Annotated in this window: 15 protein-coding genes; 10 read left to right on the forward strand and 5 right to left on the reverse strand. The window is 50.8% G+C overall.

Translation table 11 applies throughout. The features are described from left to right. Positions 1-105: 105 nt before the first annotated feature. The 4 genes from Q0323_RS00245 to dcd are packed head-to-tail and all read right to left on the reverse strand — an operon-like array spanning position 106 to position 5,340. Complete coding sequence (locus Q0323_RS00245) at positions 106-1,245, reverse strand: cation:proton antiporter (RefSeq protein ID WP_298050417.1); 1,140 nt, start codon at positions 1,243-1,245, stop codon at positions 106-108. Then, entirely contained in the window at positions 1,238-2,545 is a 1,308-nt protein-coding gene (locus Q0323_RS00250) for a metallophosphoesterase family protein (RefSeq protein WP_298050419.1), read from the reverse strand. Before Q0323_RS00250 ends, Q0323_RS00245 begins: the two co-directional genes overlap by 8 nt. Beyond that, positions 2,542-4,773, reverse strand: a complete 2,232-nt coding sequence (topA, locus tag Q0323_RS00255; protein WP_298050420.1) for a type I DNA topoisomerase — start codon at positions 4,771-4,773, stop codon at positions 2,542-2,544. Before topA ends, Q0323_RS00250 begins: the two co-directional genes overlap by 4 nt. Positions 4,774-4,776: 3 nt before the next feature. After that, positions 4,777-5,340: a dCTP deaminase gene (dcd, locus tag Q0323_RS00260; protein ID WP_005871523.1), complete on the reverse strand. Its 564-nt coding sequence runs from the start codon at positions 5,338-5,340 to the stop codon at positions 4,777-4,779. A gap of 123 nt (positions 5,341-5,463) precedes the next feature. Between dcd and Q0323_RS00265 the strand changes: the two genes are divergently transcribed. From Q0323_RS00265 to Q0323_RS00275, 3 genes are all read left to right on the forward strand, one after another. After that, positions 5,464-6,513 carry a type II asparaginase gene (locus Q0323_RS00265; protein WP_298050422.1) on the forward strand — a complete coding sequence of 350 codons (1,050 nt, stop codon included), beginning with the start codon at positions 5,464-5,466 and terminating at the stop codon, positions 6,511-6,513. Between the two features lie 375 nt (positions 6,514-6,888). Next, entirely contained in the window at positions 6,889-7,347 is a 459-nt protein-coding gene (gene accB / locus Q0323_RS00270) for an acetyl-CoA carboxylase biotin carboxyl carrier protein (protein WP_298050424.1), read from the forward strand. Beyond that, complete coding sequence (locus Q0323_RS00275; protein ID WP_298050426.1) at positions 7,344-8,681, forward strand: acetyl-CoA carboxylase biotin carboxylase subunit; 1,338 nt, start codon at positions 7,344-7,346, stop codon at positions 8,679-8,681. Before accB ends, Q0323_RS00275 begins: the two co-directional genes overlap by 4 nt. Positions 8,682-9,297: 616 nt before the next feature. On the opposite strand, the gene Q0323_RS00280 is transcribed toward Q0323_RS00275, so the two are convergent. Further along, entirely contained in the window at positions 9,298-10,299 is a 1,002-nt protein-coding gene (locus Q0323_RS00280; RefSeq protein ID WP_298050428.1) for a hypothetical protein, read from the reverse strand. A gap of 229 nt (positions 10,300-10,528) precedes the next feature. On the opposite strand from Q0323_RS00280, the gene Q0323_RS00285 reads away from it, so the two are divergent. The 7 genes from Q0323_RS00285 to Q0323_RS00315 all read left to right on the forward strand — a co-directional run. Next, complete coding sequence (locus Q0323_RS00285; protein ID WP_298050430.1) at positions 10,529-11,767, forward strand: Zn-dependent hydrolase; 1,239 nt, start codon at positions 10,529-10,531, stop codon at positions 11,765-11,767. Positions 11,768-11,777: 10 nt separating this feature from the next. Next, complete coding sequence (locus Q0323_RS00290) at positions 11,778-13,094, forward strand: amidohydrolase (RefSeq protein ID WP_298050431.1); 1,317 nt, start codon at positions 11,778-11,780, stop codon at positions 13,092-13,094. A 10-nt stretch (positions 13,095-13,104) separates the two neighbouring features. Further along, a complete protein-coding gene (gene pepE, locus Q0323_RS00295; protein ID WP_298050432.1) occupies positions 13,105-13,803 on the forward strand; it encodes a dipeptidase PepE in 699 nt (232 codons plus the stop codon). Positions 13,804-13,814: 11 nt separating this feature from the next. Beyond that, a complete protein-coding gene (gene dcuC, locus Q0323_RS00300; RefSeq protein ID WP_298050434.1) occupies positions 13,815-15,161 on the forward strand; it encodes a C4-dicarboxylate transporter DcuC in 1,347 nt (448 codons plus the stop codon). A 10-nt stretch (positions 15,162-15,171) separates the two neighbouring features. Next, positions 15,172-16,404 (forward strand): peptidase T, encoded by a 1,233-nt coding sequence (gene pepT / locus Q0323_RS00305; protein ID WP_298050436.1) that lies wholly within the window; start codon positions 15,172-15,174, stop codon positions 16,402-16,404. Between the two features lie 97 nt (positions 16,405-16,501). Next, positions 16,502-16,684 carry a hypothetical protein gene (locus Q0323_RS00310; RefSeq protein WP_298050438.1) on the forward strand — a complete coding sequence of 61 codons (183 nt, stop codon included), beginning with the start codon at positions 16,502-16,504 and terminating at the stop codon, positions 16,682-16,684. A gap of 262 nt (positions 16,685-16,946) precedes the next feature. Further along, on the forward strand, positions 16,947-17,131 hold a 185-nt coding region (locus Q0323_RS00315; RefSeq protein ID WP_298050440.1), incomplete at its 3' end, for an NAD-dependent epimerase/dehydratase family protein.

Genomic DNA, 17,131 nt, shown 5'->3' on the forward strand with positions numbered 1-17,131 from the left:
TTTAGTCCCGCATAAAATCAAATTTCATAGAATTCTAGAATTTCACGGAATTTTGAAATTCTAAAATTCCAAAATCCTATAATCTCAAAATTTTAAATTCCCGCCCTAAAATTTCTTGTAAATAAAATTTATCAAAATCATCGACGCGAGCGCCTCTATGAGCGAGGCGATGATCATCGCGAAGTATATCTCTTGCGAGATCGCGGCGGTGGAGTAAAAAAGCGTCGCCGTGGCGATGACGAGGGTTAACGGCATGCATAGCGATAGCGCGAAAAGCACCGCGCCTTTGCGCCCCAAGGTGCTTAAAAACGTAGCGCTCGCAAGCAGCCTGATGCCAAACATCAGCGCCGCTAGGCTTGCGGCAAAGCTCATCACTCCGGGCATAAGAAGCGCCTCGAGCTTGATCACCGCTCCGGTGTGTATGAAAAATATCGGCACCAAAAAGCCGAAGCCGAACGACGATAGCTTTTCGATGAGGTCGTCCTTGTGCGAGAAAAAGGTCGGCAGAAAGGTGCCTGCGATGAAGGCGCCGATTACGACCTCAAGCCCCAAAAGCATTACTCCTGCGCAGATGAGGCAAAATAGCGCCATCGCAAATCGCACGTCCTTTTCGTTTTTGTCGTACTTGGGCATGATGACCGTTTTTAGCGCGGGGAACCACCAAAATAAAATTTCAAGTCCTTTAAAAACAGCTAGCGCGGCGACCGAAAAGCCCAAAAGCGCGCCGATGTGAAGCGCCATCTCCACGCCGAAGCCGTTTTTAAGGTAGATGCCGCCCACTGTGAGGACGGCGATGCTGATGAGTTCACCGATCACGCCCGCGGGCATCGCGAGATTGAGCCACGCTTGATCCTTGCCGTATTCTTTATACAGCGCCGAAAGCAGCCCGACGCTCATCAGAGGCGCGGCGATGATAAGCATCTGCGGCAGTTCAAACACCCAAACCGCAAGCGCGCTTAGGATATAAAGCAGCGCCAAAAAGATTAGGATTAGCCGCAAAATTTTGCGCGGCATCGCAAGCAGCGCGCGGAAATCCACCTCGCAGCCCGCCAAAAACATAAGGTAGCAAAAGCCGATCTGCGCGGCTAGATCGAAGGTCGCGCTTGGCGGCAAAAGCCCTAAATTTGCGGCTATTATGCCAAGCATGATCTCCATAGGCGAGAGCGGAATTCGTGCAAGGCTAGCCAAAAAGGGCGAAGCAAAGATCAAAAACGATAGCGCGATTAGGACGTAAATTTCATTCATACGCTTTGACCTCGCATCCTTTTAGATTTTCTCCGCACTGCTTTAGAATTTTTTCGCATCTTTCTAGCATTTTCTCTGGCTGCCCAGGGGCTTTTCGTATCATTTTAAGACTTCCTTTCGGTCGCTTTATAGTTCTTTGCGCTGCGAGCGGAGACGAAATATGCGCAATTTTCGCTCTTCGCCACAACGCAGGCAAACCGGAAAGTCGCTTTTTGTGCCCGTAAATCTCGCCCGGATTTAGCACGAGCGCGCCGTTTTTATCTATCGCCGCGGCGAAAAAGTGAGTGTGGCCGTAAATTTTGATAGTTGAAATTTTATCCGCGCCGCGCTCGCACGGACCCCGATTTTTACTTTCGCCGCTTGTATTAGGGTCAGAATTCGCGGTCAAATTTGAGCCCAAGTTCCGTGCGGCTAAATTTACGCATGAGTTTGGTGCGGATAAATTTGCGCTTAAGCTCGGCGGCGTTAAATTTGCTGTGCGATCCGCACTCGAGCTTGCTTTAGAGTGCATATCTGGGCTCGTATTAGTGGCTAAATTTGCGCTTGCATTTGAGTTTAAATTTGCGTTCGGGCTTGAAGCGAGGTCTGCGCCTAAGTCTAAATTTACGTTTGAGTTCGCGCCTGCATTCAAGCTCAAGCTCGCATTTAAACCCGCGGATTGCCCACTTTTTAAATTTACGCTCGCTTTATGCGCGTTTTTGAAATTTTCGTCTGCGCGGAGCGCACTATCTAAAATTTTATCAACGTCCGCGCCATTAGAATTTGCGTCTAAATTTGCCGAGCGATCCGCCGCTTTAGAATTTGCGATTAAAATTTCCCCGCGATCCGCGCTGCGGTTTGAGCCTAAATTCAGGTCGCTGTTTGCTTCGTCGCTAAAGCTAGAATTTTTGACTAGGCCCGCGCCGCAATCCCTGCGAAAATTTACCGCGCGATCTGCGCCCGTACCCACACCCAAATCCGCGCCTAAATTTAGCCCGTCTGCTTCATTTTGCGCCGCGGGTTCTTCGTCAAAGAGATAAAACGGATGGTGCATAATTTTTAGTCGCAGCCCCGCAAACTCCGTGCAAAAGGGCTCATCGTACAGGTTGAAGTCGTTTTTTAGCTCCGCAAGCGCTTCGTCGTTGTGCCCTAAAACCGCGAAGTAGGGCTTGCCGCTTTGTCGCAAAAGCCGCAGCGTCTCGCTCTCGACGATGCCCTCTGCGTGCACGAGCAGATCCGCTCCGCGCGCGATCAGCCACTCTATGGCGCTGGCAGCGACTTTTGTTTCGCGATGAGAGTCCGAGATGACGCCTATTATCAATCGATCTCTTCTTTAAGCTTGCACTGCGGGCACTCAGCGAAATTGCCTTTTTTCAGCTCTTTGCGGAGCATGTATGAGTTGCCGCATTGCGGGCATGTGCGCGCAATCGGCGCATAGTTACTCACAAAGCCGCATTTAGGGTAGTTCGTGCAGCCGTAGAATTTGCCGCGTCTGGAGAAGCGCTCGACGATCTCGCCGGTGCCGCAGCTCGGGCACTTTACGCCCGTGGAGAGCAGCGGTTTTTTCTCCTTTGCCGCGCCTTCGATTTTGCGCGAGTATTTGCACTTCGGATAGCCCTCGCAAGCGATAAACTCGCCGTATCTGCCTTTGCGTTTGATCAAATTTTTACCGCACTGCGGGCATTTTTCATCTAGCACTTCGGGCGCCGCCTTCTCCTCGCTCGCCTCCTCGGCGCTGGCGTCCGCGTTGCGCGAGTATTTGCACTTCGGATAGTTCGAGCAAGCGATAAACTCGCCGAATCTGCCCTGGCGCTTAAGTAGCTCGCCACCGCAGTTCGGGCATGCTTCGCCGATCTTTTCGGCTAGCTTTTGGCTTGCGATCGACGTTTTCCCTTTGGTGATCTCGTCCATAAAAGGGTAGTAAAAATCCGCTAAAATTTGCTGCCAGTCCGCTTTGTTTTCGGCGATGTCGTCGAGCTTTTCTTCCATTTTGGAGGTAAACTCGCTATCGACGATATTTTTAAAATTTTGCTCCAGCATCTCGGTGATCTTAAAGGCGATCTCGCTCGGCACCAGGTGCTTTTGCTCGATATTTACGTAGTTGCGCGCAGTAAGCAGCGAGATGGTAGGTGCATAGGTCGAGGGCCTGCCGATGCCGAGGCTTTCGAGCTTTTTGATGAGGCTTGCTTCCGAATAGCGCGCCGGCGGCTCGGTGAAGTGCTGCTGCGAGCTTAGGCTTTGCAGGCTCATCGCGTCGCCCGCGCTAAGGCTCGGTAAAATTTTATCCTTATCCAGATCGCCGTAAGCCTTGTAAAATCCGTCAAATTCCACCTTGCGCCCGCTGATCTTAAATGCGCCCGCTTCGCCGCGTACGATGATCGTTTGGATCTGCGAGACGCTGGGGCTCATCTGCGAGGCTACGAAGCGGTTATAGATAAGCGCGTAAAGGCGGTATTCGTCGTGAGACAGGATCTTTTGCGCGAGCTCGGGAGTAAGCTTCAGATCGGTAGGCCTTATCGCTTCGTGCGCTTCCTGCGCGCCTTTGCTTTTGGTGGCGTATAAATTCGCGCTTTTCGGTAGATACTTTTCGCCGAAGCGCTGTTCGATCAACTCGCGAGCCGCCGCGATCGCTTCTTTGGCGATATTTAGCGAGTCGGTTCGCATGTAGGTGATCGCGCCACCGTTTTTGGTATTAACCCCCTCATAAAGGCTCTGCGCGAGGCTCATCGTCTTTCGCGGATTAAAGCCCAGAGCCGTGCTCGCCGCCTGCTGTAGCGTCGAGGTCATAAACGGCGGATAGGGGTTCGTTTTGCGCGATTTGCTCTCGATACTCTCTACGCTAAATTTGTCTTTTTGCAGCTCAGAGACGATCTCGCTAGCTTGCGCGGCGTTTTTGATCGAGAGCTTTTCCATCTTTTTGCCGCGAAATTCGACGAGCTCGGCCTCCAAGTCCTTCTTAAAAACCGTGTCGATGCTGTGGAATTCTACCGGCTTGAAATTTAAAATTTCGCGCTCGCGATCGACGACGATCTTAAGCGCGGCGCTTTGGACACGACCCGCGCTTAAGCCGCGCTGGATCTTTAAATTTAAAAGCGGACTTAGCTTGTAGCCCACGATGCGATCGAGCAGGCGGCGCGCTTGTTGGGCGTTTACGCTTGCGATATTGAGCTTGCGCGGCGAGCTTAGCGCGTTTGAGATCGCGCTTTTGGTGATCTCGTGAAATACGATGCGCGGCAGCTCCTCTGCCTGCTTGCCGATCGAAGCGGCGATATGATAGGCGATCGCCTCGCCCTCGCGGTCCTCGTCCGTTGCGAGATAAATTTGATCCGCCTTTTTGGCGAGCGTCTTTATCTGCTTTACGATCTGATCGTGATCGGCGCTGATTTCGTATTCGGGCTCGAAGCTTTTATCTTTGATTTTGATGCCGAAGCGTTTTTTAGGAAGGTCGCGGATATGGCCTTTAGACGCGATTACGTCGTAATCGGCGCCTAAGAAATTTTTGATCGTTTTGGCTTTTGCGGGGGATTCTACGATGATTAAATTTTTCATTGCTTAATCCTTTAGAATTCTAGGCAGCGTGATGCCCTTTTGGCTTTGGTATTTGCCCTTTTTATCGCAGTAGCTTACCTCGCACGGCTCGTCTCCTTGCAGAAACAAAACCTGCGCGATCCCTTCGTTCGCGTAAATTTTTGCAGGCAGCGGCGTGGTGTTGGAAATTTCAATCGTGATGTGTCCCTCAAAACCGGGCTCAAAGGGCGTTACGTTTACGATGATGCCGCAGCGCGCGTAGGTGCTTTTACCGAGGCAGATCGCAAGCACGTCGCGAGGCATTTTGAAGTATTCGATGGTGCGCGCTAGCGCGAAGGAATTTGGCGGCACGATGCAGACGTCGCCCTCAAAATCCACGACGTTTTTTGCGTCGAAATTTTTAGGATCGACGACCGTTCCGCCGACGTTTGTAAAAATTTTAAACTCTCTTGCGACCCTTATGTCGTATCCGTAGCTCGAAAGTCCGTAGCTAACGACGCCGCGGCCGATATTTTCCTCGCAAAAGGGCGCTATCATATCGTGCTGCTGCGACATCTGTCTGATCCATTTATCGCTTTTCAGTCCCATAAAATTTCCTTAAAATAATCAAAATTTTTCGCGCATTATAGCAGCAAAATAAAATATAATAAAAATTTTATGCTAGAATTTTGCTTAAATTATAAAAATTTTATCACTTTTTAAGGAGCAACTATGGGACTACTCAAGAAATTTGCGTTTATTACGTTTTTTATCGCGTCATCTTTGACTGCTGCGAAGCCAAATATTTATATTTTAGCTACCGGAGGTACGATCGCGGGAAGCAGCGCAAGTGCCACTGAGGGCAACTATACCGCAGGCTCTAAGGGTGTAGAAGATATCTTATCGGCAGTGCCGCAACTGGGGGATTTAGCTACGATTAAAAGCGAGCAAATTTCAAATATCGGCTCGCAGGAGATGAACGATGAAATTTGGCTCAAGCTTGCAAACCGCGTAAGCGAACTGCTTACTAAAAACGATGTCGACGGCGTCGTCATCGTGCATGGAACCGATACGATGGAGGAGACGGCGTATTTTTTAAGCCTGGTAGTAAAATCCAAAAAACCGATCGTGTTGGTGGGCGCGATGCGAAACGCAGACTCGATGAGTGCTGATGGACCGCTTAATCTATACAACGCCGTTGCCGTTGCGGCAGATAAAAACGCTCGCGAAAAGGGCGCTCTTGTAGTGATGAACGACGAGATTCATGCTGCGCGCGAGGTTACGAAAACAAATACTACTAACGTTGCGGCTTTTGCCTCGCCGAATTCCGGCAAAATCGGCACCGTGAATTACGGAGTCGTAAATTTCTATATGGCACCGCTTCGCAAACACACCGTCGCAAGCGAGTTTAATATCAAGGATTTCAAATCCTTGCCGCGCGTCGATATTATTTACGCGCATCCGCAAGACGTGAGCGATTTCGTAGAGACTGCCGTACAAAAGGGCGCTAAGGGCATTATCGTAGCGGGCGTAGGCAATGGAAATTTATATCCGGATCTGCAGGCTGCGCTCGCAAAGGCTAGCGAAGCGGGCGTGATCGTCGTGCGCTCAAGCCGTACAGGCAGCGGCTCAACTAGCGTTAGCTCGGAGGTGGACGACGCAAAGCTAGGCTTTCTAACCGCAGATAATCTAAATCCGCAAAAGGCGCGCGTGCTGCTGATGCTGGCTCTTAGCAAAACGAGCGATAAAGCGAAAATTCAGAGCCTTTTTGCGACACATTAACACATAGGGCTTCGCGTGGATAGAATTTCGGCGCGAGGCTTTAAAATAATATTTCGGCATAAAATTTTAAAGAAAAGCAAGGCACGGAATTTTCGCGCTCGGGGCTTGGGCGTAGAATTTCGGTCGTAAAATTAAGTGCTAAATTTAAAGGATTTAAAATCATCCTGCGCTCTTACGGCAAAATTTCGTGTTTCGCTTGCGAAGTTCGAGCTTAAAATGGGCGAGGCAAATCTCGCTCCGTAAATCCTTAAAATCAGTCCGCAAATTCTGTCGTAAATTTCGCTTTGCACTTCTTAAAAGTCCCGCAAAAATCCATTTAAAGAAACAATTATAAAAATTTAGCTAAAATTTCGCAAATTTTTTCAGGAGAAATTTATGACAAAAGCAGAAATCAAAGAGTTAATGGATTTTTTCGGCGAAAAGCAGGGCATTAACGAGCTAAAAATTAAAGATAAAGATTTTGAGATCGAGATAAAAAAATATAGCCCATGCGGTGGGAGCACGTCTCAGCTTACCGCACCGGCACCTGCCCCGCAACTTGCTGCGCCTGCGGTAAACGTGCTCGTGGGCGACAAACCCGCCTCAAAAGGCGCGATGGATACGATTGATAGCCCGATGGTAGGTACTTTTTATAAAGCGCCAAGTCCCGGTGCGGCAGAGTTCGTGAGCGTAGGTCAGGTCGTGCATAAGGGCGATACGATCGGTATAATCGAAGCGATGAAGATTATGAACGAGATCGAAGCGGAATTCGACTGCCGCATCAAAAAAGCTCTCGTCGAGGACGGACAGCCCGTCGAATACGCTATGGCGCTGTTTGAGGTCGAGAAGCTATGAGGGAGCTTAAAAAAATTCTAATCGCAAATCGTGGCGAGATAGCGCTTAGAGCGCTTCGCACGATCCAAGAGATGGGCAAGCAAGCCATCGTCGTGCACTCCACCGCCGATCAGGACGCGCTTTACGTGAAATACGCCGACGCGTCGGTCTGTATAGGCGGACCGCGCAGTAGCGATAGTTACCTAAATATCCCCGCGATCATCACGGCCTGCGAGCTAACCGAAGCTGACGCGATATTTCCGGGATACGGCTTTTTGAGCGAAAGTCAAAATTTCGTAGAAATTTGCGCTAAGCACGGCATTAAATTTATCGGTCCAAGCGTCGAGGCAATGACTTTAATGAGCGATAAGAGCAAGGCTAAGCAAGTGATGATGCGCGCGGGCATTCCTGTAGTGCCTGGCAGCGACGGCGCGATCGCAAGCGTCGAAGAAGCACGCAAGCTAGCCGCTGAAATCGGCTATCCGGTCATCATCAAAGCCGCAGCCGGCGGCGGCGGGCGCGGAATGCGCGTGGTCGAGCGCGAAGAGGATATTGAAAAGCTCTTTTGGTCGGCAGAAAGCGAAGCGATGAGTGCATTCGGCGACGGCACGATGTATATGGAAAAATATATCACAAATCCGCGCCACATAGAGGTTCAGGTCTTGGGCGACGAGCACGGACACGTCGTGCATATCGGCGAGCGCGACTGCTCGATGCAGCGCCGCCATCAAAAGCTGATCGAAGAAAGCCCAGCCGTGATCTTGGACGAGCCGACGCGAAAGAGCCTGCACGAAACGGCGGTTCGCGCCGCTAAGGCGATCGGATATGCAAGTGCTGGAACGTTTGAGTTTTTATACGACGGTAAGGATAAGAAATTCTACTTCATCGAGATGAATACCCGTCTGCAGGTCGAACACACCGTAAGCGAAATGCGAAGCGGGCTCGATCTGATCGAGTGGATGATCCGTATCGCGCAGGGCGAGAAGCTGCTGCCTCAAAGCGAGATAAAATTTAGCGGGCATGCGCTTGAGTGTCGCATCACCGCCGAGGACTCCAAAAGCTTTATGCCAAACCCGGGCAAAATCACAAAATACGTCGCTCCGGGCGGCAGAAATGTGCGAATGGATAGCCACGTTTATGAGGGCTACTCGGTGCCGCCTTACTACGACAGCATGATCGGCAAGCTCATCGTTTACGACAAGGACCGCGCGCGCGCGATCGCGAAGATGAAGGTCGCGCTAGATGAGCTCATCATCGGCGGCATAAAATCGACGCGCGATTTTCATCTTAGGATGATGAATAACCCCGATTTCGTGGATAATAATTACGACACAAATTACCTAGCCAAGCATTAAATTTAAAATTCCAAGGAATGATACTCTTGGAATTTTAAAATTTATTTGAAATTCTAAATTTAAGAGCCCGCTTGAAATTTTACATTTAAAGATCTACTTGAAATTTTGCTTTAAGGCTCCGTCGCGCCACGCTTTAAATTTTGCTATTCAATTTGCCGCTAAATCTAGGTGGCGACGTGCTAGATACGCCATTGTTGCCGCTTATATGTTTTACAGCGAGATTGACGATGGGCTCGGTTAAATTTTACGTTCTGCGGCGGTTGAAATTTAGACATATGTTTTGTGTCGCCGCAGATATTTGCTTGCGTCTGCGCAATTTAGCGTTGATTGCGCCGCTATAGTATTTTTGCTTTCATCCCCACCGACCGAGTAAAATTTAATGCCACGCGCACTCTATCATCTATTTCGGCGACAGGCCACCGCCGCCTGCGAGTAAGCGGTATAAAATTTACCGCACGAGCCGCTGCACCCGTTCGGTGCAAACTTGACCGCGCTTGCCGTTGCGAGCGCGAAGTAGTATCGAGCTGCAAATTTTAAACTATCTCGTCGCACGCGCTTAAGAAATGGTGTTCTGCTTTACGAACAGAACATTTTAGATTCTCAAATCGTCAAAATTTCAAACTCCAAATTCCTCGTAAAATTTATTTAGATAATCGGCGTAGTAAAAGTTTTGATTTCTAGCGTCAAATTTGCCCGCCAGCTCCAAAGCCGTCTTGTAGTCGCTCTCATCGTCAAATGCACTAACGGCGATGAAAAATCGTAGGTCGTTTAGATCGTCGTTGCCATCAAGGATCGCCGCGGAGTGCTTGCGGGCTAAGCTTAACGCCGTCTCGCGCTCATCCAGTCTAATAGCGATCTCGATTAGCGGCGCGATCTGATTTATAACTCTGGGATTTGACTCGATCGTCGCCGTGGCCTTTGGCAGCAGGGTTTTTGCCTCCTCTATCTTGCCCGTCTTTATCATGCTAAAAAGTATCGGCGCGTAGGTTATGTGCGGCACCTCGGAGCAAGTTAGCTCGCCCGAGAGTATCGGCTCGGCAAGACCCAGCGCCGCTGCGTGCTCGCCTGCAAAATTTAAATACGCGATCTCACCCGATGCCTCGCACGCCTCGCAATCGCCCATGTCGTCTTTGGTGAGCTTTTTCCACAGCTCATAGTTTGCCTTCGCCTCCCTAGCGTCGCCCATATCGATGTTTTGATTCATCAAAGCCTTGTAGTAGGCCGCCAGCGAGAGCTCCAAACGCTCGTAGTAAAACAGCATCACCTCGTTCGTCTCGTCTATGAGCTCTTTTTCGATCACGGAGCTTTTGGCGACGCCCGAGACGATCCATTTAAATTTCCATAGGCAGTCCGTAAAGTCGTCGAAATTCGGGTATTCGCTATCTTTTAAATTTTGCGCGATATAGTCCGTGAGCCACATTAGCGCTCTGGTTCTTAAAAACGCGCCGAATTTTTCAAAATCGTCGTTTAAAACAAAGTCGCAAATTTGCGCGGCAAACGCCAAATCCTGCGCCTCGATGGCGTCTTTTATCGCATCAAACAGATACTCCTCTTTATCTGCCATACTTTTAATCCCATTTAGCTTTTCATAAAGCCCCTCTAGCGAGCTCTGCTTCATCTGCGCTCCTCGTTAAATTTTGCGATAATTATATCCGTTTAATCTGAAGCTAAGCAGCTCATCGCGATTTTAAAACCCAAAAGGCAAAATTTATAGCGTTTATTTAAAAGCAGCTCTGCTCGCGCCGTTTTAGCGCCCTATTTGCCGCCGCGATAGGCAAATTTCAGCTTTGTTATATAAATTTAATATTAAAATGCCGTATTCATAAATTTTTTAAAAAAGGGGATTTATGGACATAAACATGCAGCGCTTTAAAAGCGAGTTCGAGCAGATAAGCCGCTTTGGGGCTTTGGCGGGCGGCGGGCTTACGCGGCTTGCGTTTTCGCGCGAAGATAAAGAGGCGCGCGACTTCCTCATATCGCTACTTCAAAAAGAAAATTTCAAGATCAGAATCGACGATGCGGGCAATATTTTCGCTAAATTTATGGACGTTAAAAATCCCGATCTACCGTCCGTAAGTGCTGGCTCGCATATCGATAGCGTGCCGCAGGGCGGCTTTTACGACGGCACGCTAGGCGTCATGGCTGCTTTGGAGGCGATCCGCGCGGTGCGAGATAGTGGCGAGGAGCTTGCGCGCCCGCTGGAGCTCATCGTCTTTGTTTGCGAGGAGTCGAGCCGCTTTAAAATGGCGACCATAGGCAGCAAGATAATTAGCGGCAAGCTCTCGCGGCAGCGGCTAGGCGAGCTGAAGGATGGGGACGGAATTTCGCTATTTGACGCCATGCAAGATTTCGGGCTAAATCCCGCAAATTTAAAAAACTGCGTCCTGTCCAAATCCAGCTTTCATAGTTATATCGAGCTTCATATTGAGCAGGGACCGGTATTGCAGCGACGCGGCATCCCCGTAGGCATCGTCACGGGTATCGCCGCGCCCGTGCGATACGAGCTACGGATAGAGGGCAGAGCCGATCACAGCGGCGCTACGCCGATGGATATGCGCTGCGATGCCTTGGCCTGCGCTAGCGAGATCATTTTAAGCGTGGAGAGGATCGCAAAGACGGGCAAAACCACGGTCGCGACGGCGGGCTATGCAAACGCGCTACCCGGCGTGCTAAACGTGATCCCGGGCTCCTGCACGCTAGGTCTTGATATACGCGATATAGACGAGGATGCGCTCAGGGCGGCGGACGATCAAATTTGCGCCGCGATAGATGAAATTTGCGCTCGCAGAGGGTGCAGATTTGAACTAAAAAATCTCATCAAAGATCGCCCCGTAAAGCTAAGCGAGGAGATGATAGATCTGCTTGAGGGCTGTGCCAGCGAGCTTAAAATTCCAAGCCTGAGGCTTCCTAGCGGCGCGGGACACGACGCGATGAATATGACGGAGCTCGCAGGTCGCGTGGGGATGCTTTTCGTGCCGTGCAAGGACGGCATCAGCCACAACGTAAATGAAAGCATAAACTGGCACGACGCGTTTGCCGCTACGAAGGTTTTAGCCGCGGCGATGTTAAGCTTAGCCAAAAAATAAAGGAGAGAAGATGGATGCTATCGCACAAAAAGTAGAGGCGCTCAAAGGCGAGATGATCGGGGATCGTAGGTTTTTTCACTCGCATCCCGAGACGGGCTGGTTTACCTTTTTTACGACCGCGGTTATCGCAGATCGAATGCAGCGCCTGGGCTATGAGATAAAGCTCGGTCGCGAGGTAGTAAAGGCCGAAGCCAGGCAGGGCATAGGTAGCAAGGATGCCTGCGAGAGGGCGAAGCAGCGCGCCAAAGAGCTGCTAAACGCAGATCAGATAAAATTTCTTGACGCGATGGAGGACGGGCTAACGGGTCTCGTGGCCGAAATAGACACGGGACGCGCGGGCAAGACTGTCGCTTTTAGATTTGACATAGACGGCGTGGACGTGACCGAGAGCATGGATGCGGATCACCGTCCTTTTAAGGAGGGCTTTCGCTCCGATATTAACGGCATCACGCACGCGTGCGGTCACGACGGGCATATCACGATGGGGCTTGCTCTAGCAAAGCTGATCGCGCAAAACTTAGACGATTTTAGCGGTAAATTTAGATTTATCTTCCAAACCGCCGAGGAGGGTACCAGAGGCGCCGTGGGTATGGAAGCTGCGGGCGTTACTAAGGGCGTGGATTATCTGCTGGGCGGTCATATCGGCTTTCAGGCGACCACTATGAGAGGCATCATCTGCGGTACCAAAAAACTGCTTGCGACTACTAAATTTGACGTAAATTTGCAAGGCAAGTCCGCTCACGCCGCGGGCGCGCCGCAAAACGGAGCCAATGCCCTGCTCGCCGCAGCCGAGATGGCGCTTGATATGCACGGCATCACTAGGCACGCAGACGGCGTCACGCGTATCAACGTCGGCGTGCTGCGCGCGGGCGAAGGACGCAACGTCATCGCGCCCAACGGTTATCTCGCGTGCGAGACGCGCGGCGAGAGCACGGAGCTGAATGAGTTTATGAAGGCCAAATGCATGGACATAGTGGAGGGCGTTTCTAAAATTTATGGCGTCAGCTACGACGTGCAGGTTACGGGCGGTACTGCGGGCGGCGATAGCGACGAGGATAGCACGCAGCTTTACGAGGATGCGGCGAAGGCATCGCCGTTTATCGACGATGATAAAATCGTAAGGGAGCTAAGCTTCGGCGCATGCGAGGACTTCGCGCATTTTATGCGCTCGGTGCAAGATGCGGGCGGCAAAAGCGGATATCTGATGATCGGCACGACGCTTGCAGCGGGGCATCACAACGCCAAATTCGACTTCGACGAGGACTCGCTGCTTGTGGGAGTGGACGTGTATCTGCGCTGCGCGTATAAGCTAAATGGTAAAATTTAAGGAGAGCGACATGAAAAGAGCACTACTTCTAAGCGCTTCCAGTTACAAAGACAGCGGCTATCTGAACCACTGCAAGGGGTGGATCAAGGAATTTTTAGGAGGTCTTTGGGAGGATGAAATTTTATTCATTCCGTTTGCGGGCGTTAGGCGCACGAACGAGCAATACGAGCAGAAGGTCGCAGACTGCCTGGAGAGCAACAATATCAGATCGATCCATCGATTTGCTGATATGAAAGCCGCCGTTAAAAATGCCAAATCGATCTGCATCGGCGGCGGTAATACCTTCGTGCTGCTAAATGAGCTTTATAAATTTGATCTCTTAGGCGCGATCAAAGACGCCGTAGATAGCGGTACGCCGTATTTCGGCTGGTCTGCGGGCGCAAACGTCGCGGGCAAGACGATGATGACTACCAACGACATGCCGATCGTCTTCCCGCCCTCGCCGGTAGCCCTGGGGATCTTTCCGTATCAGATCAATCCGCACTTCATAAGCGGTAAAATTTCAAACCACAACGGCGAGAGTAGGGAGGAGCGGCTGGAGGAGTTTTTGATCGTCAATCAAAACGACAGCGTCTATGCTATGCCCGAGGGCAGCGCGTTTTTGATAAACGGAAACGAGTGCGAAGTGATGGGGCATGCGGACGTGCTGAAATTCGAGTATAAAAAAGAGATCTCGCGCATCGCCGTGGGAAGTAAATTCAAAATTTAAAAGGAGTTATCGTGCAGACGTTTAGGCTATTTTTGGCGCTTGCGGGTATCGTTGCAGTCGTCGCTTTGCTAATCATGAAAAAGGATACTAAAACCGTGCTTATCGGCGTGGGTTTGGTGCTGTGCGTACTTTGTCTAAAGCCGCTAGACGGGCTGGGCGCCTTTACCTCGTATATGACTAAGGCGGGGCTCATTAAGGCGATATGCGCCAGCATGGGTTTTGCCTTCGTGATGAAATTTACCGGCTGCGACCGCGCGCTCGTAAATTTACTCACTAGACCCCTCGGCAATATCGGATTTTTATTGATCCCTATCGTCGTGGCGCTTACATATTTTATCAATATCGCTATCCCCTCCGCTGCGGGCTGCTCGGCTGCGGTCGGCGCTACGCTGATCCCCGTGATGATGGCTGCAGGCGTTAAGCCTGAGATGGCGGGAGCTGCAGTATTTGCGGGCACTTTCGGCGGCGTTTTAAGCCCGGGCTCGGCGCACAACGTATTCGTAGCCGATATGGTAAAGGCGCACAACCCCTCCTATACGGTTCAAGACGTCATCGGGGTGCAGTTTTCCAGCGCGATTACCGCCTTGATCGTAGTTTTGATCGTAATTAGCATAACGGCGATAGTTTGCAAAGACTACACCAAGGGGGTTAATTATCTCGCACAAAAAGAGGGCGGCGTAAATTCCGTTGCGTCAAATTCCGCCGACGGTTCAAATTTAGACTCGCAGCCTCAAAAAATAAACGTCTTATACGCACTTATGCCGCTAGTACCTTTGGTGATTTTAATCATCGGTGGTACGTCCAAGCTCAACACGATCTCCTTTCTTAAATGGACCAAGATGGGCGTTGCCGAGGCGATGCTACTGGGCGCTATCCTCACCATCGTTATTACTCTGAGCAACCCTCAAAAGATCACGAAAGAATTTTTCAAGGGCATGGGTAGCGCGTATGCCGATATCATGGGTATCATCATCGCAGCGGGCGTCTTCGTCGCGGGTCTTAGCGCGTGCGGGGCGATCGATTTCGTAATCGAGTGGCTAAAGGGCGAGCAGGGCTACGTAAAATTCGGCGGCACCTTCGTTCCGTTTTTTATGGGCGTCGTAACAGGCTCGGGAGATGCGGCGGCGATGGCGTTTAACACCGCCGTGACCGTGCATGCGGACCAGCTAGGGTTTGCGCAAGATAAGCTCGGTATGGCGGTTGCGATAAGCGGCGCGCTAGGCAGGAGCGCATCGCCGATTGCAGGCGCTTGCATCGTTTGCGCGGGACTTGCGATGGTAAGCCCTATTCAGATCGCTAAAAGAACGGCTCTAGGTATGTTTCTATCCGTCTGCATCATCGCATTTTTCATTTTGTAAAGGACTTAATATGGATATCGTGCAGAGGTTTTTAAACTACACCAAGATCAACACCACCACAAATAGAGCCGCGGGCGCTGCGGGCATAATGCCCTCAAACCCCAAGGAGCTCGAGCTCGCAGGCCTCATAAAAGGCGAGCTAGAAGCCTTGGGCATAAAAAATATCAGCCTTAGCGAGAAGTCGATTTTAATCGCTAAAATTCCCTCAAATTTAGACGCGCCCGCTGCGAAAGTAGCGTTTTTTGCCCATCTTGATACCAGCGCCGAGCAGACGAATGATACCAAAGCTCAGATCGTAAGATACGAAGGCGGCGATATCTGCCTAAATAAAGAGCTAGAGATCTATCTTAAAGAGAGCGAAAATGAGGAGCTGCAGGATTACAAAGCAGACGAGATCATCGTAACGGACGGCACTAGCTTGTTAGGCGCCGACGATAAAGCGGCGATCGCCGCAATCGTAAATGCGCTGGAATTTTTCGTCCAAAATCCGCAGATAAAGCACGGCGAGATAATCGCTTGCTTCGTGCCGGACGAGGAGCAGGGCTTGCTAGGGGCAAAGGCGCTGGACGTAAGCGAGGTAGGCGCGGATTTTGGCTACTGCCTTGATTGCTGCGGCATCGGCGAGTTTATCTACGAGAATTGGAATGCAGGCGATTGCGTCGTTACCTTTAAAGGCCAGTCCGCTCATCCGATGAACGCCAAAGGCAAGCTCGTAAATTCCTTACTTTTGGCACATAAGTTTATCTCGCTGCTGCCCGCGGGCGAGGCGCCCGAATACACCGAGGGCAAGGAGGGCTATTTTTGGGTTAAGGAGCTTAGCGGCAACAGCGCAAAGACCGTCCTAAAGATCGACGTGAGGGAATTTGACGAGAAAAGATACGAGCAACGTATGGAATTTTTGCAAAAGACGGCGGACGGGCTTCGCGAGATCTGGGGCGATCGGATCGAAATTTCGCTAAACGACCGCTATAAAAACGTCTATAACTTTTTGAAAAACGACGACGCGCCAGCAATTCGCTTTGCGAAGCAGGCCTTTAAAAGCCTAAACATCGAGCCCAAGATCAAGCCTATGCGAGGCGGCTACGACGGCGCCGTCATCTCCGCAAAGGGGCTGCCGTGCCCGAACCTCTTCACCGGCGGGTACAATTTCCACTCGATCTACGAGTATCTGCCCGTAGGCTCTTTAAAAGCGGCGAGCGAAGTGGTTAAACAGATCATAACGCTAGCGGCGGCGCGAGCCTAGTTAGGGCGCTTTCTACTCCGCGCACAGATTTGATTTTAAATTTAACTCGTTCATTCCGCCACGAAATTTTACCCTGCATAGCGTAATTTTTGGCTCCGTGGCGACGGACGACACGGGCTACGACTACGACGCGGCTTTTAAGCGCTATCACTCGAGCGAGGAGATGGCGGAATTCCTGCTCGCGCTTTACGATAGCGACGCGTGCGTAGGCGCGGTGGATCGAGGTAGTTTCGAGTTTAGCTTGGGAACCCCGCGATTTGACTACGCGGGAGAACGCTAATTTTTACGCTTTTAGCGCGTTGCGACTAAACGGTGGCTTCTAGACTGCGTATAGTCTTATAAAATTTAAGCTGATTTGATGTACATTTCGCGCCGAACGTGGCTTTGAAATTTAACGCGTGAGCTATGGATTTGACTTGCGATGCGAGCTCAAGCACGCAATTTTCGGGCCCTATTTGCAAACTAGACGAAATTTTTGGCACGGTAAAAGTAAAATTTAGCCACACAACGCGGTAAAATTTAAAGAAATTTAAGGAGTGAAAATGGGTAAATCCGCTCTTGTACTAGGCGCTACGGGCGTCGTAGGCAGGGAGCTGGTGCGCGAGCTTTGCGAGAGCCCGGGTTACGATGAGGTAGAGGTATGGACGCGCCGCGAGATAGGCTTTTGCCACTCTAAGCTTCGCGCGCGGATCATTGATTTTGAGGGTATCTCGGATATCGTGCCGCA

The sequence above is a fragment of the uncultured Campylobacter sp. genome (genome assembly GCF_938030145.1).
In the GTDB taxonomy this organism is placed as follows: domain Bacteria; phylum Campylobacterota; class Campylobacteria; order Campylobacterales; family Campylobacteraceae; genus Campylobacter_B.